Here is a 24,054-nt window from a genome sequence, read left to right on the forward strand (position 1 = left end):
GCCCACACAGATTGTCTAAGCTGTTTGTTAAAGAACTTCGCTGAGCTTTACCCTGTCAGCGAGTGCGTATTTTAGAGTTTTTTTGAACCTCGTCAACACTTTTCTCGAAATTAATCACATTTTTTCAGTTTTTGGTTATTTTTTAACCAAATTGGCTAAAAAATAACCAATTTTGACCGTGTTATCCTTCATCTGATGTCATTTTTTATCGATCTTTACGTCTCCTGAAACCTTTTTGGTCTTTTTCGACATCAGTCTCAACTCAAAACTCACCTGACAGTTCCTGTTTTCCCCTGCATCTCTGATGTCATCTGACGGCAGTCACTCAATTAAGCAGCGATTATCATTCAGGATCGGCAGTTTTGCTAAAATAAGGATGATGCGGCTTTTCCTGTAGTGCTTACCATGATCTGAGACTGTGATGAAATTTAAAAAATATCTGAAATCCTGCTTTATTGCCTTAATGTTCACGTTGCTTTACATCATCTTTGTAACAAGATTCATTGACAGCATCGCGCAGCAAACCGAGCTTTTTGTAATACTGAGCGCCTCTTTGATATTCATCTCCGGCATCATAGCTCCGCTGACTTTTTTGCTCTCCGGCAGATACACTACCTCCCGGAAGGAATCCGCAAGACCCGATATAACCGCTTCCGACAATGCCATCTCCCCGGAAACTTCCGGCGCTGATCCGAAAAAAACGGTTCCTCCGGAACAGAATCTAAATAACGCAAACCGCAAATAAGCCGCCACCGCAAACGAGCGGCTTCAACAGCTATATCTTTTAATTTCCTGGCATTTTACTGCATGCGGAGTTCCCGGCATTCAGCAAAACCAAATCTGTTAAACACCAGTTTATTTCGTTCTGAAAGAATGCTCATGTCTGTGCAGAAGGCCGCGCCGCCGGCAAAATCCTTTCCAGACGCTCCTTCTGCTATCGCTGCGGCTGCTTCGGGATTTGCGATCTCGTGTTGCGGCATGGCGCTCAGCAGGGATTTCACCCGCCGCCCGATGGCCCTGCCAGAATCTATCAGCATGGCTTCCGGCATAACTGCGTGAATTTCGCTTTTAAGGTGCGGGAAATGCGTGCACCCCAAAACTATTACATCCGGCCTTTGTCTCTCGGGAAGCTCTGTCCACGGAGCCAGCACCGCCGCAATTTCGTCAATGCTTACCGCCAGACCTGCCAGCTTGTCCTCGGCAATGCGCACCAATTCGGTGGTTCCTATGCTGAGAACCTGAGTTCCTAAGGCAAAATCCCTGATAAGGTCATGAGTATAGCTTCTGGCGACAGTTCCCGGAGTGGCCAGAAGGCCGATAATCTTTTTTTTGGTAAGCCGGGCTGCCGGCTTAATGGCCGGAACCACTCCCACCACCGGAATGCTGATTTTGGATCTCAGCGCATCAAGAGCGATAGTACTGGCCGTGTTGCAGGCTACCACCGTCATATCAAAATGATAAAGCTCCGTCATTCTGCATATCAGGGAGGTAACCCGATCCCTGATAAACTCCGAAGGTTTGTCTCCGTAAGGGAAAAAGGCATTATCAAACAGGAAGCACGGTTCAATTTCCGGATATTCGGCCATGACATCACAATACACAGAAAGGCCTCCGACGCCGGAATCAAAGAAAAGAACCTTGAACATCGCCACACCTCTCCTGACCATCTTCCGGAACTCTGCCGGAGCTTCAGAACATTATGATAATACCGGGAAGCTCTTTCTAAAACAAAATTCATTTTCTCATACTTATTCACAAGGAATAGGGGCAACAGAAATTTCTGACAATATTATCCACAAAAAAGTACCAGTTTATACACAGGTTATGCATAATCAGCTCATCACAAACCACCGGCACCAGCCCTTCTGCGGCAATAATCGCTCCCTCATATCTTCAGAAAACACACATATCCACAGCCATTTCGTTTATAACACGCTGTGAGAAGTCCCTGTTCCCCGCCTTGCTGATCCCGGAAATAACAGGCTTCATGCCGGAAAATTCCCCATATTCACAGTTACTGAGCATAAGATGTTTACAAAGTTCTCAACAACCTGTGCCATGTCTGTGTACAGAACTGTTATCCCCGGCGATCCTTTTCCTCGTATCCCAATTATCCCTCATCCTTCCGCTGTTATTCCGGCCCTGAAAAGAAAAACCGCCCCGGATCTCTCCCTGGACGGTTTTATTGTTTTAGGCGACAGGTCTCTCAGACTTTGAGAGGGCGGAACACTTAAGTCCCCCTGCCCTTCACGACCCTTTATTCAGCTTTATCAGACCTGATGTCAGAAAAAGTTTTTAAGAGCCACTGTGCCGGTAACTACCGCCCCCTCAGACGGATAGCCTCTCTGCGATTCAAATTTCTTGTCAAAGATATTGTCCGCCTTTACCCCGAAGCGCACTCTGTCATTCCAGGTATATCCGATGCCAAGATCCACCGTGCCGTAGCTCGGCAGCCAGGAACCGGAGCTCGCTTCTCTGTGGGATGCAAAACGGTAATTACCGAAATAATCAAAGTTCTGATATTCACCCCGCAAAAGAGCCTTGTAGGTCTGCCGGGATCTGTAAGGGATATCCTTGCCGGTCTTGCGGTCCTTAGGATCCATAAGATCAGCGCTGGCCTTTATGGAAAGCCATTTCCCAAAATCATATGTCACGCCGGCTTCCAGTCCCCGAATTCTGGCCTTGGCAATATTTTCATAACCGTTGCCCCAGGCAATCATGTCCTTCACGCTGTTCTGATAACCGTTCAGGTAATAAGCAAAGCTTTCGGCGCCCCCTTTAATGTCAAACTCCACATTGCCGGACTTTTCCGGTTTAAGATTAATATTGCCGGCAGGGCCGAAGGTTGAAGGATAGTACAGCTCTGACAGCGTCGGTGCTCTGAAGGCGGTACCGCCTCTTACGGAAACGGCCAGAAGGGGGATAAATTTCACTCCCAGACCCACGTCAAAGGTGGTTTTGGTGCCAAAGCGGGAATTATCATCAATACGAACCGAGGCCTCTCCTGAAAATACCTCGTCCTGATACTTGGACAGCAGCGAATAGCCTCTGTTTACCAGAGAAATATCCCGGCTGCCAAATTTAGTGCCGTAGGTATTGGAATCGCTGTCCAGCACATTATTGTCATAATCAAAACCAAATCCGGCCCGGAGTCCTTCCAGGATATTCCAGTAATTTACAAAATGCCCGTCAAAGGCCTGAACCTTAAAGGCTGATGATGAAGGGCCGTAAAGAGACTCCCCCTTGGGATAGTTATAGTCATTGTTTTTTGAGAATATCAGACCCAGATCATAGCGGTACAGATCCCCGGTGTAATTGGATCCGATATTGAAGATATTCCTTTCCACCTGATTACGATCGGTTTCATGAACATCTCCCCAGTCAGAGAAGTAGGAATTGTCATAATCACCGCGGTTATAAATATAGTTGTAGCTTCCGGATATCTCTATTCCCGCATCTGTAGTGTGAGCATAAAGGAGCTCCAGATTCCGGTTCTTATAGCCGTGCCTGTCACCATCGTTAAGTCCGGGCAGGGGATGCACGTTGTAGCCATCGGCACTGGAAACGCCCCCGGCAACCTTGATGACATCGCTGTCGGTAATAGCCACGGAATTATTGAAAGACAAATCGTGAGCCGCATGAGTGCCGTAGGAATACCCCAGTTCCTGGTGATTCTTATAGGACGGTCTGGTGATGATGTTGATAACCCCGCTGAGGGCATTGGCTCCGTACACGGTAGCCCGATGACCTCTAATATACTCCACCTTCTCAATAATATTTGCCGGAATAAAATTGGGATTGACCGCAGCGATACCGGAGGAATTCAGCGGGTTTCCGTCAAGAAGCACCAGCACATGTTCCGCCTTGCCGCCCCGCACGTAAAAATTAGCTGACTGGCCGCGGCCGCCGTAGCTGACAATATCCACACCCGGCAAAAGTTCCAATATCTCCTTAACGGTATGGAGTTCCATTTTTTCAATCTGATCCCGGGTTACCACCTCCACCGGAGCCAGCACCGAAGCCTCGCTTTCCTGAATGCGGGAGGCGGTTACCACAACATCTTCAGTTTTTACGGTTTCCGCAGAAACCAGCGCCGGAAACAGCATTCCCAGCATTACGTACCTAATATTCATGATTATCTCTTATTCATTACGCGTGAACAATTAAACGGACACCGGGGCAAGTATTCGGACTCCTTTAAAATCCTGAGACTTCCCGCCTGTGGCAGTGTCATTTTCAGGATCAGACGCAAAGATACCGCTGCGCGACAGTTCTGGATTCTCACCAGATTCCTTATTAAGCAAAGCGCCTCCGGATAACCGCGAATTATAATCAGATACCGGCTTTTTGCCTAATTTTTAACCGCCTCAGGACGGTCTATCGGAGCATTCAGTCCGCCCAGGGCTCCCGGGGGAGGCAGGCGCGAAACGGCAAAAAACAAACGCCGGCAAGGGGAAAAGGCTAAGAACGAAAAAATATCAGGAGATGCCGGATAATGGTAAGAAGATAATCAGGACAGCCTTAATTGGCAGGCTATTAACAGGAACGCAAACAAAAAGCCACGGCTTCTTCGGGAAACCATGGCTATTAAACCAGACTTCAGAAAAACTGTCAGTCTTCCATGTAATGCTCAGGGAGCGGAATTCTGGCAACTCCGGTTCTCACAGCGGCCTCGGCGACAGCTCGGGCTACTTTCTTCACCAGTCTCTTGTCCATCGGCTTCGGCATAATGTATTCCGGACCGAACTCCAGCTTTTCTGCTCCGGCAGCCTTGACCACATAATCAGGAACCGGTTCCTGAGCCAGCAGACGAATGGCGTTCATGGCTGCCTTCTTCATCTCCAGATTGATTTCCGTGGCTCTGACATCGAGAGTGCCCCGGAACAGGAACGGGAAACAGATAACGTTATTGATCTGGTTCGGATAGTCGGAACGTCCGGTTCCGAAAATAATATCCGGACGGCATCTCTTAACAACCTCCGGAGACACCTCAGGATTCGGATTGGAGCAGGCAAAGATAACCGCCTTGGGAGCCATGCTCATAACTTCCTCTTCGCTGACCAGATCGGGGCCGGAAACTCCCAGGAATACATCGGCATCCTTCATGGCCTCGGCAAGGGTGGTAGGGCCGGAATCATTCACAAAGCGCGGCTTTTCACCGTTGAGGTCTGTACGGCTTGAACGGATGATGCCGTGGCGATCCACCATAAAGAAGTTTTCTTTCTTTGCCCCGCAGGCCAAAAGCAGATCAGAACAGGCCACACCGGCTGCGCCGGCGCCCAGACATACCACCTTGCAGTCCTCTATCTTCTTTCCCTGCAGTTCAAGAGCATTCAAAATGCCGGCAGTGGTTACAATGGCCGTGCCGTGCTGATCGTCGTGGAACACGGGAATGGAGCAGATCTTCTTAAGACGCCTTTCGATTTCAAAGCATTCCGGAGCCTTGATATCCTCAAGATTAATGCCGCCGAAGGTGTCAGCGATATTGGCAACCGTATTAACAAAATCATCAACGTCCTTGTGCTTGACTTCGATGTCTATGGCGTCAACATTGGCGAACTTCTTGAACAGGAGGGCCTTGCCTTCCATTACCGGCTTTGATGCCAGAGGGCCGAGGTTGCCCAGACCGAGGATGGCCGTGCCGTTGGAAATAACCGCCACCAGATTGCCCTTGATGGTGTATGTGTAGGCGCTGTCCGGGTTAGCAGCGATTTCGCGCACAGGTTCTGCCACGCCGGGACTGTATGCCAGAGTCAGGTCATGAGCGGTTTCCGCAGGTTTGGTAATGCTGATGGAAATCTTGCCCGGAGTCGGGTTCTTATGATATTCCAAAGCTTCATCGTGTAATTTGCTGTCAGCCATATTAAAAACTCCAATAAACAGGACTGTGCTGTTATTGTACAGGAAAAGTCCGAATCGCCAGAATCAGACCGGAAAAACATGATTATCTGCCCCCGGAACAGGCCGGGAACGCCTGAAAACAGGCGGGCAGAGAACTTAAGTGATCACAGAATAAACAATATTGCTGCAAAATTGGAAAGAAGAAACAAAAAATGTTCAGTGGGACAAATTTTGCCGAAAGCAAAAAACAAAAATCCCGGACTATGTCTCAGCCCGGGATCTGAAAACAGCGAATGATGCTGATTACTTCTTGGAACCAAACATGCCGAAACGCTTGTTGAAACGCTCTACACGGCCGGCGTTGTCAACAATCTTCTGCTTGCCGGTGAAGAAAGGATGGCAGGAGGAGCAAACATCGATGCTGAGATCCTTGCCAAGGGTGGAACGCACCTTGAAGGTGTTGCCGCAGGAGCACTTAACGGTAATAAAATCGTATGCCGGATGAATATCTTTTTTCATGGAAAACCTCGGTTAGGCTGTGTCGCCATCAGGCCACTCGCGCGCCTGACACCACACATAAAGTAAAAGTCAAAAAACGCGACGCATGATATATTATTGAAAGGAATTGTGCAATAGGTGTTGAAAAAAAAATAATGTACCTGCAAGTAGCCGTAAACATACATATTTATCAGCTCCTGGAGTATGCCACCCCGGATGAAAACATCACAGAGCGCAAATCCCCTTCCGGCGCGGCTTATGATAATACCCTGGGTTTGGTGTTCTCCGAAGACGCCACCGATCCGGAATCCGGGAGCGGCCTGGCTTCAGAGCAGGAAGCTCCCGGCCCGAAAAATCCCTCAATCATGAAAGGATGCCGGGTTTTAGTCCCGGTGGGAACCCGGGAGGTTTACGGCGTCGTCATTTCCCAGAATCAAACCCCCGGCGCATCCGAGGACGGCAGTCCCAGGAACAGGGTCAGAAAAATCATTAAATTCATCGACTCCGCTCCGGTATTTAACAGCAGCATCATTTCTCTCCTGCTGTGGGCCGCCTCCTATTATCACTATCCCCCGGGGGAGGTTTTCTTCTCCGCCCTGCCCCCGCTTCTCAAAAACGGCAGCCCGGCCCGGCTTCCGGCAATAGAGGGCTGGGAGAGAACGGACATCAGGGAACCGGAACAGCTTTTGAGCCGTCTCAAAAGAGGCCGGGAAGCCTGGAACTGTCTCAAAGACCAGAGCCTGTCCGCTCAGGATTTCAAAAACATGGGAATCTCGGGCTCGGTTCTGAAGTCTCTGGAGAAAAAAGGCATGATCCGCCGGATAAACCTGCGGGAAAGAGAGAGTCCGTGGCAGCAGCGGAATATTACGGTAAATCATGAATTCATAATGAACGAGGAACAGTCCCGGGCCGTCAGCGAAATCAGTTCCCGGTCAGGCTTCAATGTATTCCTGATAAACGGGGTCACCGGCTCCGGCAAAACAGAGGTCTATCTTAATCTTATAGAAGAAATAATCCTGAAGGGGCAGCAGGCCATGGTTCTGGTGCCGGAAATCAATCTGACCCCGCAAACTGTCAGCCGCTTTTACCGCCGTTTTGCCGTCCCCATAGTCTGCATTAATTCCGCCATGTCCGCCCGGGAACGCCTCGATGCCTTTCTTCTGTTCTCTGAAGGATCGGCAGCCATCCTTATCGGCACCCGCAGCGCCGTATTCACCCCCATGAAGTTTCCCGGCATTATTATTATTGATGAAGAGCACGACAGCTCCTTTCGCCAGGAGGACGGCTTCCGCTATCATGCCCGGGATCTGGCGGCGGTAAGAGCCCGACTGGAAAACATTCCCATTGTTCTCGGTTCGGCAACGCCTTCTCTGGAAAGCCTCTATAACGTCAAAATCGGAAAATTCCATGAAATCAAGCTGCTCCGTCGGGCTGGGAATGCCCAGCCGGCAAAGATCATTCCCATAGACATGCGCCGGGAAATCATCACCCGGGGGCTTTCGGATTCCCTTTTGATTTCCATAAAGGCAGAGCTGGAACAGGACAATCAGGTGCTGATCATGCTGAACCGCCGGGGCTATGCTCCGAAAATCATCTGTCATGACTGCGGCTATGTATTTTCCTGTCAGAACTGCGATTCCAATCTTTGCTACCATCAGGATCGGCGCATTCTGCTGTGTCATCACTGCGAAACCCGGTACCCGGTTCCCTCTCAGTGCCCCATGTGCGGAAGCTCGGGACTCACCATTACCGGAAACGGCACCGAACAGCTGGAAAGCTGTCTCCGGGAAAGCTTCCCCGATGAAAGCATTGTCCGCATTGACCGGGACAGCGTTACCCGCAAAGGGGTTCTGGAGCAGTATCTTCAGGAAATTAACGAAAAAAAGCACCGGATCATTGTCGGCACCCAGATGCTGGCCAAGGGGCATGATTTTCCTGAAGTAACGCTGGTGGGCATCATCGATATTGACAGCAGTCTTATCAGCGATGACTTCCGCTCTCAGGAAAAACTGGCGCAGCTTATTATTCAGGTTAGCGGCCGGGCCGGCAGGAGCTTAAAAAAAGGCAAGGTGCTGCTCCAGACCTACTGGCCCCGGCATCCCCTGCTGGAGCTTCTGATCCGGGACGGCTATGATGCCTTCGCCCAGGAAGAGCTATCCAAAAGAGAAAAGCTCAGGCTTCCTCCGCTGACCTGTCAGACGGTGATCAGAGGCAATTCCCCCAGCCACCGGAGCCTCTCGGATCTCATGGACGAAATATACTTTCTCATGCAGGACGTGGCCGGCGGTTTTCCGCATATCCGCATCCATCCTCCCATGGCCGCCGTCATGGAAAGAAAAGGCAACCGGTATCATCTCAACATTGTTGCCGAAGCGGACACCCGGGGAGAGATGCAGAAATTTCTGACGGCCCTGGTAAAAAGAAGGAACGAACTCCGGCATCTTTGCGGCTGCCGCGCCGTGATTGACGTTGACCCTACCGTCACACTGTGAAATTCATCATAGCCGGAAAAGGCTCTCCCGGCCATTCCTGTCCTGCCATTTCATTCATTCCCTTCCGCTCCGGTCATTCCACTCCGGTATTCCATTCCCATTAATTGCAAAACTCTGAAAAATGCTTATACTTTACCCATTATATGCAGCCTGCCTCACAAAAAGCACCTGATCAGGAAGCACCACGGAATCTACTAAATTGGAATTTCTTCATGAAAGAATATATTCAGAATCTCCTTACCGATATCGTATCCGGTCTTAAAAATGAAAAACTGCTGCCGGAGAATACTCAGATTCGCATTATGGTTGAGAATACCAAGGACAAGGCTCATGGCGATTACGCCTCAAACATTGCCATGATGCTGGCTCGGCCCATGCAGAAAAAGCCGCAGGAAATAGCTCTCCTGCTAACCTCCCGCATTCCTCTTAACGACAGAATATCCCGGGTTGAGATCGCCGGGCCGGGGTTCATCAATTTCTTTGCCAGCAAGGAATTTCTGGAAAATCAGGTAAACAGTCTGCTTAAGGATCCCCTTTTGGGGGTTAAGCCGGCCCGCACTCCGGAGACCGTGGTTATTGATTACTCTTCCCCCAACGTTGCCAAGGAAATGGCGGTGCACCACATAAGATCCACCGTCATCGGCGATGCGGTAGCCCGTATTCTGGAATTTCTCGGCAACCGGGTTATCCGGGCCAATCATATCGGAGACTGGGGCACCCAGTTCGGCATGCTCATAGCGTGTCTTGAGAAAAAAGAACAGGAGCATGCCAGCTCCCTGGAGCTCGCGGATCTCGAAGCCTTTTACCGCGAAGCCAAAAAGCATTACGATGAGGATCCGGAATTTGCCGAAAAGGCCCGCGGCTACGTGGTAAAGCTGCAGAGCGGCGATGAGTACTGCCGCAGCATGTGGCAGAAGCTGGTGAAGATCACCATGGATCAGAATCAGGATATCTACCGCAGACTCAATATTTCCCTTTCTGAAAAGGACGTCATGGGGGAAAGTCTCTACAATCCCATGCTGAAACCGCTGGTAGACGACCTCATAAATCGGGGACTGGCCCGGGAGGATCAGGGAGCCATTGTGGTTTATCTGAACACCTTCAAGGACAAGGAGGGCAACCCCCGGGGCGTCATAGTGCGGAAAAGCGACGGCGGCTACCTCTACACCACCACCGACATTGCCTGCGCCAAATACAGATGGGAGCATTTCGGGGCTAAGAGAATCATCGTTTTTGCCGACTCCAGACAGCATGAGCATCTGCTCATGGCCTGGGATATTGCCAGAATGGCCGGTTATCTTCCCGATGACGTTCTCACCGAGCACGGATCCTTCGGCATGATGCTGGGCAAGGACGGCAAGCCCTTCAAAACCAGAACCGGAGGCACGGTAAAGCTGAAGGAGCTTCTGGACGAAGCCGAAAACAGAGCCCGCGAGCTTATGTCCGATCGGAATGACGGTCTTTCTCCGGAGGAGAAAAACAGCGTCGTTCATGCTGTGGCCATGGGAGCCGTAAAATATGCGGATTTGTCCAAAAACCGCACCACGGACTACATATTCGACTGGGATAACATGCTTACCTTCGACGGCAACACCGCCCCGTATCTGCAATACGCCTACAGCCGCATCAGATCCATATTCAGAAAAACTTCCGCAGCGCCGGGAGCTATCAAGATCACCGCTCCGGAGGAAGAAAATCTCCTTTTGAAATTCATAAAATTCAGCGAGGTGGTTAACGGAGCGGCCGAAAAGGCCATGCCGCACCTTTTATGCGCCTACCTGTATGAGCTTGCCGGACTCTTTATGAAATTCTATGAGTCCTGTCCGGTACTCAAGTCCGATGTTCCTGAGGATGTCCGGCAAAGCAGACTCGCCATTGCCGAATGCGCGGCCCGGATTCTGAAAACCGGTCTGGGACTTCTGGGAATTGAAACCCTGGAGAGAATGTAACTAAACGCCCGGGTACTGACCGAAGCTCATCGTGTTTCGGTCAAAAATGCGTTTCAATTTTTAGAGTTTATTCAGGGACAATTCCAGATGGTAGTAGCTGTAAATAAAAACCGCAAAAGAAGCTCCGGAAGCAAACCGCCGGAAAACCGCAAGGGGCGCGCTCTTATTATTGTGGCGATCGGAGCGCTGGTTCTCGGTTTTCTGGCTTTCGTGATTTGGCTGTGGGCTGCCAAAACCCCGAAGGCGCCGACTCCGAAACCGCAGCAAAAGCAGGAGCAGCCGCGGCCTCAGAAGCCGGTAAACACCTATTCCTATACGGAAATTCTGGAGCATAAGAAAATTGACTCGGGATCCGGCGTCACCATTACCAGAAACTATGAAGCGGAACGGCAGGCCAAGGAAGCGGAATACTATCGCAAAATAGCGGAAAGGAAAAAACGCATTCAGGAGGAAAGAGAACGGCAGCAGGCTGAAAAGGAACTCAGACTGGAAAAACAGCGGCTGGAAAAGGAAAGGATTCGTCTCGAGAAGGAAAAAGCCCGCCTCGAAAAGGAAAGAAAAGCTCAGGAAGCCAGCGCTGCCAAAGAAGCGTCTTCTGCCGGCAATTCTTCATCCCAGGGATCCGGCGCCAGCCCGGCAACGCTGACGGACAGTTCCGGGATCATGATGGTTACCAAATCCGGCGACAAGCAGATTGTGATCAATGACAAACGGCAGAAGGGCAAGACCTACCTGTATTGTCAGGAAAACTACCGCACCTCCCGTGATGCCGAGTCCCTCAAGGCCAGAATGGCGCTGGAAGGCAATTCCTCCATCATCTACCGCAAAAAAATGGGCGGCGGCTATGTCTACAGCCTTATTGTAGGGCCGGTGAGCGGTGATAAAAGCGCCCTGAAGGCTGCGGTGCAGAAGTCCTACAATATTGTCTGCAACTGATTTGCATCAGGCCGGACGAACGAAAAATCCCTGAAAGCTCAGGGATTTTTTTATCACTCCAAAAAGCGAAATACCAAACCGGAAATCAGTATTTTTCCTTAAACACAATCTCTATCGCTCTCACCAGCTTTTCAAAATCACGCTCGGTCCACATCATTCCGGAGCGCTCTTCGCTCTCCTTGTCAAAGGATCTCTTAAGACGCGCCACCATTTCGTTATAACGCCGGGGAGTTATCGAGGTCATTTCGCACTTGTCAAAATCACAGATCCAGGGATTGTCAGCTCCGTCAAGAAGCAGGTTATTGATATTCAGATCCGAATGGTAAATCCCCGCCCTGAACAAAGTGCCGATGGAATCCCCTATTTTCAGAATCTCCTCGTCTGCTAAACGCCGCTCCGAAAGAATCTTGCCAATATTGCGGGCTCCGGTTATTTCCTTGGTAATAATATCATTTTTGACAAAGAGACCGCTTCTGGTAACCCGGGCCAGCACCGGGGTGGGAACATGAAGGCCCATGGCCCGCATCCTCAGAAGCAGATCATACTCCTGCACCGAACGATCCGCCGTAGCGGAAAAGCATAAAAACTTGTCCTTAAGAAGCTTTGCCATCATGCCGCCGCGATAGTAATGACGGATGATGATTCGTCTGCCTTCCTGGTCATTGACCAAATAGGTGCGGCCTCTGCCAATAAAAACCTGCACAACCTTACCGCTGGATTCATATTGAGAAACATCGCAGTACCGCTCCAGCTCCTGCTCGGTTACTCCCTTTTTAAAAAACTGCGGATTATAAACATAGGTTACATTTTTGGACTCAATAACGGCCTTTTCCTGCAGAGCCATAACAACTTCCCCGTATACTTGAAAACATAGCGAAATAATAAATGTTTTTTTGTAACAATGCACGATTTTACACGGATATTCCTGTTAATATATAGCTTTCACTCGCAACTTTTAAGTTAACGGCTGTTCCGGCGTCATTCAGCGGCTGCACGCTGGTTATGCGCTGATCCTTTGTGGTATCTGATACGGGGGCAAACCTCATGGAAACAACACCAACCTCAATCTGCGTTCTCAGACTGTCCGCCATCGGAGACTGCATAAATGCTCTGGCTTTGGTACAGCTGCTTCAAAGGAATTTTCCGCAGGCTGAAATTACATGGATCATCGGGAAAGCCAGCGTCAGCCTTTTTGAAGGAATTCCCGGGATTAATTTTGCCGTTTACGACAAGAAAACCGGAATAAGGGGCATGCTGGCGCTCAGAAAACAGCTTAAGCATAAAACCTTTGATGTTGTGCTGGATATCCAAAGCGCCCTCAGAGCCAGCATTCTGTCTCTGATTGCGGTAAAGGGCCGGATCAAATACGGTTTTGACCGGGAAAGAGCCATGGACGGACAGCGTTTCTTCACCAACAGGGAAGTAAAATCTCCGGAACCGCCTCATATTCATGTGCTGGACGGCTTTATCGCCTTTGCCGCCGCTTTGGGCTGTTCAGATCTTGCTCCCCGCTGGGATTTCTGCTTAACGTCGGCCGAAATCTCCCGGATGAAGGGGTATATTACCGGAAAAACAGTTCTCCTGACGCCTTGCTCGTCCAAGGAATTTAAAAACTGGACGCTGAACGGATACATAGAAATCACCAAATACGCTCTTTCCCGCGGCTTTAACGTCATTATCGCCGGCGGCAAATCCGCTTATGAGCTGGAAATGGCAGAAAATATAATAAACGGCATTCATGTTGACCGGGAGAGAGTGATCAATATTATGGGCAAAACCAGCCTTCGGGATCTGGCCGCGCTGATTTCCCAGGTATCTCTGGTAATTTCTCCCGATTCCGGCCCGGTGCACATTGCCAACGCCCTGAACATTCCCGTTCTGGGACTGTATGCCAATCACAATCCCGCCCGGGTAGGACCTTACAGCTTTGGCAAGTATGCCGTTTCGGTTTACGAAAAATATCTGGCAGAGGAGCATCCCGAGGGAACTCAGGGGCTTAAATGGAGAACCAAGGTGCAGAACAAGTTTGCCATGCATGGAATTACCACTGTCATGGTACGGGAAAAATTTGATAAAATTCTCACCGATTTCAAACTATAAGGAAAACCATAACATGCTGGCAGTATATCCGGGTACCTTTGATCCCTTCACTCTCGGTCATCTTGACATCCTGAAAAGAAGCTCCTGTCTATTCAGCAAGGTTATCCTGGCCGTATCTGAAAGTCCGGCGAAGTCCCCCGTGGTAGATTTCCGGGATCGCACTGAAATCGTGAAGCTTTGCGCTGCCAGATTTCCCAATGTATCGGTGGAGCCCTTCACCGGCATGCTGGTGGATTTTCTGCAGGAAAGAAATGCCGGAGTGCTGGTTCGCGGCATCAGAAACCTTTTTGACTGCGAATACGAGCTGACCCTGCAGGCCATGTACAAGAAGCTGATGCCGTCTCTGGAAATTGTCATGCTTCCGGCTTCGCCCAGCGTCAGCTTTATCTCCTCCACTCTGGTCAGAGACGTCATCAGACACTACGGCGACATTACTCCCTTCGTGCCTCCTGAAGTTTCGCAATATCTCAGGGATCACAAATGCGCTTAGGACATTAGTTCCTGATCACTTCTGACACCGGGGACAGTAGTAGGAGCTCCGGGACAGCACGGCATGCTCTATCGGAGCGCCGCATACCGGACAGGGCTGGCCTTTTTTGCCATAAACCCGGAGTTCGCTGACATATTCTCCCGGACTGCCATCGGATCCGCTGAAATCATGGATGGTGGTGCCCCCTCGGGCAATGGACTTCTCCAGTATTTCCCGGATGTTCTTTACCAGAATGGCGCACTCCCGCTCCGTTACCTCGCAGGCTTTTCTGAAAGGGCTGATCCCGCTGGCAAAAAGCACCTCGCTGGCATAGATATTTCCCACGCCCACCAAAACTTCGTTATCCATGAGAGCCTTTTTAACCGCGGTTCTGCTGCGGCTCAGGCGTTCATGAAGCGCCTTTCCGGTAAAGGAATCCTCAAGAGGCTCCGGACCGAGCTTCAATAGCCGGGGATCCGCGAGAGGATCCCTGTTTCCGGGAAACCATTCAAAAAGCCCGAACCGGCGCTGATCGTTAAATCTGATCACCGGGCCTCCCGCTATCACAATATCGATATGATCATGCTTGATCACCGGGGTATCCGGAGACACCAGATGCAGATGTCCGGACATGCCCAGATGGATCAGCGCAGATCCGGAGCCGGTTCTGATAATTATGTATTTGCCGCGGCGATCCACGCTGGTAACCGGGAGATCCCGGAGATGGGCAAATTCCGGAGAAACAGGAGTCCGCAGTCTGGGAAATCTCACCACAAAATGCGAAATAGTATGATCGATGAGAGCGGGAGCAATACCCCGTCTGGTTACTTCCACTTCAGGCAATTCCGGCATATTTGTCCTCCTGAAAACAAAAAACCCGAAGCGTTGACTCCGGGTTACCTGATAGACATACAAAGATGCAGAATTACTTGATCTTGCCTTCCTTGTAAAGCACATGCTTGCGTACAACCGGATCATACTTCTTCATTTCGAGCTTCTCAGGAGTTGTGCGCTTGTTCTTGGTAGTGGTGTAGAAATGACCAGTACCAGCAGTTGAATTCAAACGAATCTTTTCACGTCCGCCTTTAGCCATTTTTTATCTCCTTAAATTACTTCACCCTTGGCACGCAGTTCAGCAAGAACCTGATCAATGCCTACTTTGTCGATGGTACGGATAGCTCTTGTGCTCAAACGAAGTCTTACAAACCTGTTCTCGGACTCCACCCAGAATCTGTGGAAATGGAGATTAGGAAGAAAACGGCGGCGAGTGGCATTCTTAGCATGGGAACGATTGTTACCCACAGCAGGCCCTTTGCCTGTAACTTGGCATACTCTTGACATTGCGGTCACTCCAAATATTAAAAAATCATTCTTTTAACAACCCAGAAGGACAACTTCAAGGTGTGCTTGACGTACTCATCCTGCCTGAACAGGAAGATTCCGGCATCCGGAACCCAAAAAGCGGCGGTTCGGAATTCGACAGCCCGGCTTCGCTGTTCCCCAAGGGCTCAGCCTTGCTCATTGCTGTCCGGGCAAGTCCTGCACTTCTTAAAATGTTTGCACTGGCGTTATGCATTAATCAGCGTCATTAGAGCACCGTAAATTCCCGTAATCAAAAACGGAACCCGGATGCTCATGATAAACTTGCGGTGCGATTTTATACACCAAAAGCAGATCAAAATCAACTGTTAAAAGACAAAAAAATCAGCAGGGAACCGGCTGTCAGCCAAGTCCTCTGATAAGGCCGGGAAATTTACCTCTGAGCTCCCATGCTTGCAGGTGAGCTTCAGTCAGGCGCGGCAGCCCGTCTTCTCCTCAGCATCTTCAGGAAAAAAACAGACAATTATGATTTCCCCTGCCCAAAAACTCCGGTATTTTATCACATTTTTTCCCGCTATGAAATTAATTGAATGGTGATCACGAATGCCGAAATTTGCAGTAATTTAATCCCCTGACCGGTTTTACATGCTAAACTTGCCGCAGTTTAAACGGCCTCACGAAAAGCACAGGAGACGCGGGTTATGAGCATGTCAGGGAAAAGAATTATTCTGGGCATTACCGGAGGCATTGCCGCCTACAAGGCGGCAATGCTCCTCCGGCTCCTTAAGAAGGAAAACTGCGATGTCACCGCAGTCATGACCAAAGCCGCGGAAAATTTTATTACCCCGCTCACCATGCAGGCCCTGTCGGGAAAGCCGGTGCTCCGAGACATGTTTTCCGCAGTAGCGGATAACGGCATAGTTCATATCAGCGCGGCAGCTCAGACTGATCTCGTGGTAATTGCCCCGGCCACTGCCAATACCATTGCCAAAATACGGGCCGGCATCGCCGATAACCTTTTGACTTCAATTGTTCTGGCCACAGAGGCTCCTATTGTTATCGCTCCGGCCATGAATCGGGTGATGTGGGAAAACAGCGCCACACAGGACAACATCAAAACACTCCGGGGACGGGGTTTTCTGATTTCCGGCCCGGCTTCCGGGTTTCAGGCCTGCGGAGACACCGGCGCCGGACGGATGTCAGAGCCGGAGGACATACTTAAGGATATCCGGAGCATTCTGTCCGGAGACGCATCGGCCCCGAAAAATCCCGGCAAGCTCTCCGGAATCAAGGCGGTAATTACGGCAGGGCCGACAATAGAACCGCTGGATCCGGTACGTTACCTGTCCAACCGCAGTTCCGGCAAAATGGGATATGCCATCGCCCGGGCCGCCGCGGACATGGGAGCTCAGGTAACCCTGATAAGCGGCCCGGTATCCCTGGAACCTCCTCCGGGAGTCTCCCTGATACCGGCAGAAACCGCACTGGAAATGCGGGATGCGGTAATGAACAGCATCCCCGGGGCAGATGTCTTTATCGGAACCGCGGCCGTGGCGGACTACCGGGCAAAGGAAATCTCTCCCGTAAAAATCAAAAAAAGCGTTCATGGGGGAGAAATTTCTCTCCTGCTCACGGAAAACCCCGACATTCTGTCTTTGGTAGGGCATTCCCCGGAAAGGCCCCGCATTGTGGCCGGATTCGCCGCGGAAACCGGCAATCTGGAAGCATACGCCCTGAAAAAACTCACCGCCAAAAATGCCGACGTTATTTTTGGAAATGATGTTTCAGACAAAACCATCGGCTTTAACAGCGATGAGAATGAAATCACCGTATTCACCGGAAAAGGAAAGCCCGTACGGCTGCCCCGCGCCTCCAAAAAGGATCTGGGAAATGCCGTGGTCAGCTTCATTGCTGATATGCTGCAATAATCCCGGAGTCTCCGCTGCCGGAAAAGCTTCTCCTCCGGCAGCGAGTTTTTCATCATAAAAACAGTGCGGCTCAGCAGCAGATCTTTTCGAAAAACCGGGCAAGACAGATAGTTAAAAAAGTCACAAAATCATCCTCGCCTCCTGCCATGAATTTCATTAATTTCCGCAGCATTGTATAATCACGGGCGTTTAATATCCGGCATTGTGCGGGCGGGCATTGCGCGGTGAGGCAGCGGCAATGCCGCGGCGCCTCAGGCTCATGTCCGTCATAAGCGCAGACATCTACTAAATCCACACCGCGTGGACACTGATTAATCAAGGAATCTTAAATGGCAGAAGAAACAAACGCCCAGGAAGCAACAAACGCTAAAATCACCGAAATTATTGATAAGTCGATAATTCAGGATCCCATAGGTTATCTGCAGGCGCATCAGGATCAGATCATCAGCTTTGGTCTGGACATTCTCAGTGCCGCAGCCATACTCTTTGTCGGCTGGCTGATTGCCAAGCTGGTATACAAAATCAGCTATACGGTAATGACCAAGGCCAGCATTGAACAGACTGTTTCAAAATTTATCTCCAACCTCATTAAATATGCCGTCATCGCCTTTGTCCTCACCGCCGCTCTTGCCCAGGTCGGGGTTCAGACAGCTTCGTTCGTGGCTATCGTGGGTGCCGCATCCTTCGCTGTAGGCATGGCTCTGCAGGGTTCTCTTTCAAACTTTGCCTCCGGAGTGCTGCTCCTGATCTTCCGTCCCATCAAAGTGGGCGAAGTGGTTGAAGCTGCCGGACAGACTGGTTCCGTGCAGGAGATTACCATTTTCACCACCACCTTCCTTACTCCCGACAACAAGGTGATTATCATTCCCAACAGCTCTATTTCCGCAGGCACCATTATCAACTATTCCCGCATGGAAAAACGCCGCGTGGACTTCTCCTTCGGAATTGAATACGGCTCAGACATTAAGAAGGCCAAGGAAGCCATCACCAAAATGTTCGAGAGCGACGAACGCATTCTCAAGGAAGATGGCATTACCGTGGTAATCGGCTCTCTCGGGGAATCAAGCATCAATGTTACCGCTCGGGTATGGTGCAAGGGCGCTGACTACTGGGATGTCTATTTTGACAATACCGAAAAGGTGGTAGCCGCCCTTACCGAAGCCGGCATCAACATTCCGTTCAAGACCATTACCGTTATCAACCAGAAGTAATCGGTTAAACGCTGACACCAAAATACGAAAAGCCATGGCCTGAGCCATGGCTTTTTTTTTGTATCCTAGTATCAGTCTTAGATGCCGTAGGTGTCGCGATAGGCCTTCATATCAGAAAGATGCTCCGCTAAACCGGGAACTCCGGCCATGTACTCCATAAGATCGCTCATGGTAATAATGGCTGCCACCCGGGTGTTAAAATCGCGTTCCACCTCCTGCACGGCACTGAGATCCGACTGCCCCTTTTCCTGCCGATCCAGAGCCAGCAGAATGCCGCTCAGAGAAGCCGGAGAACTGGCAATAATGGCCATGGATTCCCGGATGGCGGTGCCCGCCGTGATAACATCATCCACCAGCACTACCCGGCCGTTCAGCGGAGAACCCACCAGATTGCCGCCTTCGCCGTGATCCTTGGCCTCCTTCCTGTTGAAGATCCACGGAACATCTCCGCCATACTTCCGGGCATAAGCCACCGCCAGCGAGGTTACAATGGGAATTCCCTTGTATGCCGGCCCGAAAAGCAAATCAAACTCCAGTCCGGAATCACGCAGGGCGTCTGCGTAAAACTCCCCCAGAAGCCCCAGATCCTTTCCGGTGCAAAAAAGTCCCGCATTGAAGAAATACGGGCTTACCCGGCCGGATTTCAGGGTAAAGCTGCCAAATCTGAGCACGTTCCGTCTTAATGCCAGTTCAATAAAAGCCTTCTTATAATCCTTCATTTTGTACCGCCTGTCTTAAAACTCTTCCTGAAAACATATTGTACACAATTATCACAGGGGCAATATGTGCTATTATGAATTCCAGCGGGAAAATTTGTCCGGAACGGCTTTCCCGGCAAATTCCCGACAACCTTCGTATCGTTATTTAAGGAAATCAAATGCTCAGAAGTATGACCGGCTTTGCCAGCAAAGAAGTTAAAACAGAACACTACCAGATATCCCTGTCCCTGAAAGCGGTTAATTCCAGATACCTGGACATGTTCTTCTTTTATCCGGATTCGCCGGAACCTATGAACATGGAAATGTCATTTCGGGAACAGCTCCGAAATAAAATATCCCGGGGGAAGCTGACTCTGGTGGTAAATGTCAAAAAGATTGCAGCCGACAGTCAGCTGGCCATGAATCAGGATCTGGCCGCAAGCCTTCTCAAAAATCTCCATGAGATCAGCCGTCTTAACAGTGAAATAGCACCCGAATCCGGTGTCGGCATTCAAATTAATGCCATGGACATCATCAATTTCCCCGGAGTTTTAGGCAATGCCGAATCACACCGCGAGGAACTGGAGGAGGCTCTCCGGAGCGCTTTGGACAGCGTTATTGACGAATTCAACAGCTCCCGGGAATGCGAAGGCCAGAAGCTGGAGGAATTCCTTAACAGTCATCTGGATACCATTGCCCGGCATGTTTCTTCCATAAAATCCCGGCTTCCGGATATTATCGAATGGCAGCGAAAGAAAATTGCCAGCTTTGCTATGGAACAGCAGGTGAAGCTGGACAATGCCATCCTGGAACAGGAAATCATCCTGTTTGCTCAGCGCGCCGACATCGCCGAAGAACTGAACCGGCTGACCTCTCACATTTCACAAACCCGGGAAATCCTCAAAAAAGGCGGCGTCATCGGTAAAAGACTGGATTTCATGATGCAGGAATTCAATCGGGAATCCAACACCATCGCCTCCAAGTCAGTAAACGCCGAAATCACCAGCGAGGCGGTAGACCTCAAGGTGCAGATCGAACAGATGCGGGAACAGGTGCAAAATATTGAATAATCCGGGGTTGTGCTAATCGCCGGAACAGCGTTTTTTGCAGCCCGCCCCGCCGTAACGTAAGCCCTCCTCTTGAGGGCTTTTTATTTTGGCGGCGCTGTTTCCGAAGACTCGCAGCCTTGCGCCGCAACCTTCAGAGATGATATCCCCGAACGCATAATGAGCTTCCTTAAAAAATGGCCCATGATAAAGGGCTTTTTCAGCAGCTTCAGCATGAGCTTTGCTCTGAGACCGCGGGTTGCCCGGCGATAATCCTTCAGAGTTACCTCACTTTTCCGATTAAAAAGCCCGGCAAGGGAGGCCGCGCTCTCAAACGCATAGCTCATCCCCTCAAGAGAAGACGGACTGATAAACCCGGCCGCCTCTCCCAGAAGAAAGCAGCGATCCCCGCCGAGACAGAACTCCCGGGAAGAAGCCGGACTTAACACCAGACAGGTTTCGGTTCTAATGGGGTTTTCCAGCTTAAAACCGACTCCGGCAAGCTTGGTTTTCAGCATCCGGAACCTTTCCCGGGCCCCCTTGTTCGGAAAAGCACCGCCCAGGATAAAACTGTCATCCTTCGACACGCCCCAGGAATAGCAATCAGTAAGATTCCGATCAAATATGCAGGAATACATCGGTGATTTATGAGTATCCGGAAACCACTGCTGTATGGCGAGATAACTGCGGATTTTATGATCCGGAAACAACCGCTGTCGTACCGCGGAGTTAGCCCCGTCGGCTCCCACAAGATACCGGGCATAATACGTCTCGCGTTTTTCTTTGTCGCGAACCGTTATGGCATAGCAGTCATCCCTTTTTTCAAAATCCAGTGCAGTAACCCCGTTACGTACCTCCGCATGAGCGGGAATCAGCGACTTCAGCCAGAGATCAAACTTATGACGATCCATATTGATGTAAAACCGCTGGTAATATCTTTCATACCCTGTTTCCAGATCTATGGTTCTTACCGCAAAGATCTGGGGATTTACCAGCACCTCCAGCGGCAGAGTTAACCCGAACCTGGCAAAGCATTTCTGCGCATCATGAGCCAGAAGCCCGCCGCAGGGCTTTTGGAAGCTGTTTTCCGTATTATCCTTCTTATCAAGAGCCAGCACCTTAAGGCGCGGATCAAGGAGTCTGGCAAAGGTAGCGCCAGAAGGCCCCAAACCTATTATCGCCACGTCAAAAACATTCTTTTCCGCCATCGCATTTCCGGAATCAAAAAAAAAAAAAGAGAACACGCCCGTTAAGGCATGCTCCCGCAACATGAATTAGACCACGGACTGAAACATCCCGCATAAATCAGTGTTTTTTTTCCGAGATGTTTCCGTGATTGCCGCGGCCCGGTGTTTTTTAGTCCTTCCTTCTCCAGGTAGTGCCGGAGGGGCCGTCTTCAATAAGAATGCCCATGGCCTGAAGCTCATTCCGCGCCCGATCCGCCTCGGCCCAGTTCTTGTTCTTTCTGGCGGCAGCTCTGATTTGGATGAGTTCTTCAATTTTAGCCGTGTCCAAATCGTCTGAAGCAGTATCGCCTTTGACATAGGCTTCAGCGTCTCCGGTGAGAATACCCAGCACTCCTCCCAGCTTTCTGAGGAGTCCGGCCAGGGCTCCGGCTCTGTCGCTTCCTGCCGTCTTGGCGATATTGAGATCCTTTGCCAGCTCAAAAAGCGCCGAATAAGCCTCCGGGGTATTAAAGTCATCATTCATGGCCTTCCGGAAGTTCTCTTCGTAAACGGAATTCTGAAGGGGTTCCGCCGGCGTGACATCACGGAGGGCAGTATAAAGTCTGACCAGAGACGCCCTGGCCTGTCGAATGTTATCCTCGGAATAATTAAGCTGTCCCCGGTACTGGGCGCTCATCAGGAAGTACCTCAGGGTTTCGCCGTCATATTTTTCCAGAAGCTCCCGCACGGTGAAGAAATTGCCCAGAGATTTGGACATTTTCTCCTTGTTTATCATCATCATTCCGGAATGCATCCAGTAATGCACGTAATCAGTATGCCAGGCGCAGCAGCTCTGGGCGATTTCGTTCTCATGATGCGGGAAAATCAAATCCGAGCCGCCGCCGTGAATGTCAAATTCCTGCCCCAGATATTTGGAATTCATCGCGGAGCACTCAATATGCCATCCCGGACGTCCCTGGCCCCAGGGAGAGTCCCACATGGGTTCTCCGGGCTTGGACATTTTCCAGAGCACAAAATCATAAGGATTTCTCTTGGAGGACTCCACGCTGACCCGGGCCCCGGCCCTGAGGTCGTCCAGCACCTGTCCGGAAAGACGGCCGTATTCCGGGAAGGAATCAATGGCAAACATGACGTCCCCGTTATCAGCTACATAGGCATTGCCGTTCCTGATAAGATTTTCCACCAGGGCAATGATCTCCGGAATATGCTGCGTGGCCCGGGGCTCAATATCCGGCCGCAGAATCCCCAGAGCATCAAAGTCCCGGTACATTTCCCCGGACAGCCTCTCGGTAAGAGAAGAACAGCTTTCGCCGTTTTCATTGGCGCGCTTGATGATTTTGTCATCCACATCGGTAATGTTTCTGACATAAGTGACGTCGTAACCGAGATACCTGAGATAGCGCACCACGGTGTCAAAGCATACGAAGGTGCGGCCATGACCGATATGACAGAGGTCGTACACCGTGACTCCGCATACATAGATGCCAACCTTTCCCGGAACCATGGGAACAAATTCTTCCTTGCGGTGAGTAAGAGAATTGTATATCTCCAGCATTTTTTACCTCTGCACACAAAAAACATGCGGGGACAGCAAATTGTCCGGCGCATTCTCTCCTGAAGCATTCAGGATATCTGACACCTTGTCTGAAACAAGGCCCTAATTTTAAAATGACAAAAAACTGTTAGCAATCAGGCTCGGTTACCAAGATAAGACTAAAAACAATCACTTAAATGCATTTCTCAGGTCATCAGCAGCCTTGACAGCCTGTTCCGTGTTATTTTTCAGAGTCTCAGCCGAATTCTTTGCCTTGTCGTACTTCTGTTTGGCCTCCAGCGCTTGCTTTACGGAATCAGGAGTATTCTGAGAAGAGCCGGCCTTGTCCTTCACATATTGAACGGCCTGCTCCTTGGCATAATCGACCGCCTTGTCCGCGGCAGTGTCAGTCAGAGATTTGCCGCCCTGTTCCGCCAGAGAGCCGGCATTCTTTAACTGACTCATTCCGGAATTAACCTGCTCGATGCCGCTGACAATTTTATCAGCGCCGGTGCCCTTAAGAGCGGATGCCGCCTGATTTTTTACCTGAGTCTTTGCCTGCTCTTTTATGGCATTGTCCACGGCATCGGTTAAAGCATCCGCCAGAACCGGAGCTGAAAGAACCACGGTTAATGCCAGCAGCATTACCCCCTTCTTCATAAAAATCACCTCTTGTAAAAAACTGTAAACATCATCACGGATTATAGCAACAGGCTCACCTTGCGGAAAGCTATTCTTACAGGGAAACTTGGCCCCGCAAAAGTTCCCAGCCTCCGGAAAAACATCTGAAACAGAATGACGTAACCGGCGTCCGGACATGGATCTATGGTAAAATTCCGTTATTA

General features: G+C 50.3%; 22 protein-coding genes and 1 riboswitch. Of the genes, 10 read left to right on the plus strand and 12 right to left on the minus strand.

The features are described 5' to 3' along the window. The first annotated feature begins 421 nt into the window (after nt 1-421). Nucleotides 422-745, plus strand: a complete 324-nt coding sequence (locus ACJROR_RS11440) for a hypothetical protein (protein WP_406042249.1) — start codon at nt 422-424, stop codon at nt 743-745. 55 nt (nt 746-800) lie between these two features. Here ACJROR_RS11440 and murI read toward each other — a convergent pair whose 3' ends face one another. After that, entirely contained in the window at nt 801-1,646 is an 846-nt protein-coding gene (gene murI / locus ACJROR_RS11445; RefSeq protein WP_406042251.1) for a glutamate racemase, read from the minus strand. Here murI and ACJROR_RS11450 point away from each other — a divergent pair. Further along, nucleotides 1,639-1,941, plus strand: a complete 303-nt coding sequence (locus ACJROR_RS11450) for a hypothetical protein (protein ID WP_406042252.1) — start codon at nt 1,639-1,641, stop codon at nt 1,939-1,941. The genes murI and ACJROR_RS11450 overlap by 8 nt on opposite strands. Nucleotides 1,942-2,282: 341 nt before the next feature. On the opposite strand, the gene ACJROR_RS11455 is transcribed toward ACJROR_RS11450, so the two are convergent. From ACJROR_RS11455 to rpmE, 3 genes are all read right to left on the minus strand, one after another. Next, nucleotides 2,283-4,133: a TonB-dependent receptor domain-containing protein gene (locus ACJROR_RS11455; protein ID WP_406547156.1), complete on the minus strand. Its 1,851-nt coding sequence runs from the start codon at nt 4,131-4,133 to the stop codon at nt 2,283-2,285. Between the two features lie 27 nt (nt 4,134-4,160). Continuing rightward, nucleotides 4,161-4,339, minus strand: a riboswitch (cobalamin riboswitch). A 272-nt stretch (nt 4,340-4,611) separates the two neighbouring features. Then, a complete protein-coding gene (locus tag ACJROR_RS11460; protein ID WP_406042256.1) occupies nt 4,612-5,862 on the minus strand; it encodes a malic enzyme-like NAD(P)-binding protein in 1,251 nt (416 codons plus the stop codon). A 282-nt stretch (nt 5,863-6,144) separates the two neighbouring features. Next, nucleotides 6,145-6,360: a 50S ribosomal protein L31 gene (rpmE, locus tag ACJROR_RS11465; protein ID WP_406042258.1), complete on the minus strand. Its 216-nt coding sequence runs from the start codon at nt 6,358-6,360 to the stop codon at nt 6,145-6,147. Between the two features lie 134 nt (nt 6,361-6,494). Here rpmE and ACJROR_RS11470 point away from each other — a divergent pair, with 134 nt between their 5' ends. The 3 genes from ACJROR_RS11470 to ACJROR_RS11480 all read left to right on the plus strand — a co-directional run bounded on the left by ACJROR_RS11470 (nt 6,495) and on the right by ACJROR_RS11480 (nt 11,716). Next, nucleotides 6,495-8,831, plus strand: coding sequence for a primosomal protein N' (locus ACJROR_RS11470; protein WP_406042260.1), 2,337 nt, complete (start codon nt 6,495-6,497; stop codon nt 8,829-8,831). A gap of 212 nt (nt 8,832-9,043) precedes the next feature. Continuing rightward, nucleotides 9,044-10,780 carry an arginine--tRNA ligase gene (argS, locus tag ACJROR_RS11475; protein WP_406547157.1) on the plus strand — a complete coding sequence of 579 codons (1,737 nt, stop codon included), beginning with the start codon at nt 9,044-9,046 and terminating at the stop codon, nt 10,778-10,780. An 87-nt stretch (nt 10,781-10,867) separates the two neighbouring features. Further along, complete coding sequence (locus ACJROR_RS11480) at nt 10,868-11,716, plus strand: hypothetical protein (protein ID WP_406042264.1); 849 nt, start codon at nt 10,868-10,870, stop codon at nt 11,714-11,716. A gap of 85 nt (nt 11,717-11,801) precedes the next feature. Here ACJROR_RS11480 and ACJROR_RS11485 read toward each other — a convergent pair whose 3' ends face one another. After that, on the minus strand, nt 11,802-12,560 hold the full coding sequence (locus ACJROR_RS11485; RefSeq protein WP_406547158.1) for a 3-deoxy-D-manno-octulosonic acid kinase: 759 nt from the start codon (nt 12,558-12,560) through the stop codon (nt 11,802-11,804). A gap of 200 nt (nt 12,561-12,760) precedes the next feature. Between ACJROR_RS11485 and ACJROR_RS11490 the strand changes: the two genes are divergently transcribed. Then, the gene (locus ACJROR_RS11490; RefSeq protein ID WP_406547159.1) at nt 12,761-13,816 is read left to right on the plus strand and encodes a glycosyltransferase family 9 protein; all 1,056 of its coding nucleotides are present in this window, start codon (nt 12,761-12,763) and stop codon (nt 13,814-13,816) included. A 13-nt stretch (nt 13,817-13,829) separates the two neighbouring features. Continuing rightward, the gene (gene coaD, locus ACJROR_RS11495; protein ID WP_406042270.1) at nt 13,830-14,306 is read left to right on the plus strand and encodes a pantetheine-phosphate adenylyltransferase; all 477 of its coding nucleotides are present in this window, start codon (nt 13,830-13,832) and stop codon (nt 14,304-14,306) included. A 15-nt stretch (nt 14,307-14,321) separates the two neighbouring features. Here coaD and mutM read toward each other — a convergent pair whose 3' ends face one another. The 3 genes from mutM to rpmB all read right to left on the minus strand — a co-directional run bounded on the left by mutM (nt 14,322) and on the right by rpmB (nt 15,626). Then, nucleotides 14,322-15,137 (minus strand): bifunctional DNA-formamidopyrimidine glycosylase/DNA-(apurinic or apyrimidinic site) lyase, encoded by an 816-nt coding sequence (mutM, locus tag ACJROR_RS11500; RefSeq protein ID WP_406547160.1) that lies wholly within the window; start codon nt 15,135-15,137, stop codon nt 14,322-14,324. A 73-nt stretch (nt 15,138-15,210) separates the two neighbouring features. Next, the gene (gene rpmG / locus ACJROR_RS11505; protein ID WP_406042274.1) at nt 15,211-15,378 is read right to left on the minus strand and encodes a 50S ribosomal protein L33; all 168 of its coding nucleotides are present in this window, start codon (nt 15,376-15,378) and stop codon (nt 15,211-15,213) included. A gap of 11 nt (nt 15,379-15,389) precedes the next feature. After that, nucleotides 15,390-15,626, minus strand: a complete 237-nt coding sequence (rpmB, locus tag ACJROR_RS11510; RefSeq protein ID WP_406042276.1) for a 50S ribosomal protein L28 — start codon at nt 15,624-15,626, stop codon at nt 15,390-15,392. Between the two features lie 680 nt (nt 15,627-16,306). Here rpmB and coaBC point away from each other — a divergent pair. After that, the gene (gene coaBC / locus ACJROR_RS11515; RefSeq protein ID WP_406547161.1) at nt 16,307-17,533 is read left to right on the plus strand and encodes a bifunctional phosphopantothenoylcysteine decarboxylase/phosphopantothenate--cysteine ligase CoaBC; all 1,227 of its coding nucleotides are present in this window, start codon (nt 16,307-16,309) and stop codon (nt 17,531-17,533) included. A 329-nt stretch (nt 17,534-17,862) separates the two neighbouring features. Then, complete coding sequence (locus ACJROR_RS11520) at nt 17,863-18,744, plus strand: mechanosensitive ion channel family protein (RefSeq protein ID WP_406547162.1); 882 nt, start codon at nt 17,863-17,865, stop codon at nt 18,742-18,744. Between the two features lie 77 nt (nt 18,745-18,821). On the opposite strand, the gene pyrE is transcribed toward ACJROR_RS11520, so the two are convergent. Beyond that, a complete protein-coding gene (gene pyrE, locus ACJROR_RS11525; protein WP_406547163.1) occupies nt 18,822-19,463 on the minus strand; it encodes an orotate phosphoribosyltransferase in 642 nt (213 codons plus the stop codon). 158 nt (nt 19,464-19,621) lie between these two features. Here pyrE and ACJROR_RS11530 point away from each other — a divergent pair, with 158 nt between their 5' ends. Continuing rightward, the gene (locus ACJROR_RS11530) at nt 19,622-20,512 is read left to right on the plus strand and encodes a YicC/YloC family endoribonuclease (protein ID WP_406547164.1); all 891 of its coding nucleotides are present in this window, start codon (nt 19,622-19,624) and stop codon (nt 20,510-20,512) included. Nucleotides 20,513-20,592: 80 nt separating this feature from the next. On the opposite strand, the gene ACJROR_RS11535 is transcribed toward ACJROR_RS11530, so the two are convergent. From ACJROR_RS11535 to ACJROR_RS11545, 3 genes are all read right to left on the minus strand, one after another. Then, a complete protein-coding gene (locus ACJROR_RS11535; protein ID WP_406042286.1) occupies nt 20,593-21,696 on the minus strand; it encodes an FAD-binding protein in 1,104 nt (367 codons plus the stop codon). Between the two features lie 148 nt (nt 21,697-21,844). After that, entirely contained in the window at nt 21,845-23,230 is a 1,386-nt protein-coding gene (gene cysS / locus ACJROR_RS11540) for a cysteine--tRNA ligase (protein WP_406547165.1), read from the minus strand. Between the two features lie 168 nt (nt 23,231-23,398). Next, nucleotides 23,399-23,869 carry a hypothetical protein gene (locus tag ACJROR_RS11545; protein WP_406547166.1) on the minus strand — a complete coding sequence of 157 codons (471 nt, stop codon included), beginning with the start codon at nt 23,867-23,869 and terminating at the stop codon, nt 23,399-23,401. Nucleotides 23,870-24,054: the final 185 nt, after the last annotated feature.

The sequence above is a fragment of the Succinimonas sp. genome (assembly GCF_045225735.1).
Classification (GTDB): domain Bacteria; phylum Pseudomonadota; class Gammaproteobacteria; order Enterobacterales; family Succinivibrionaceae; genus Succinimonas.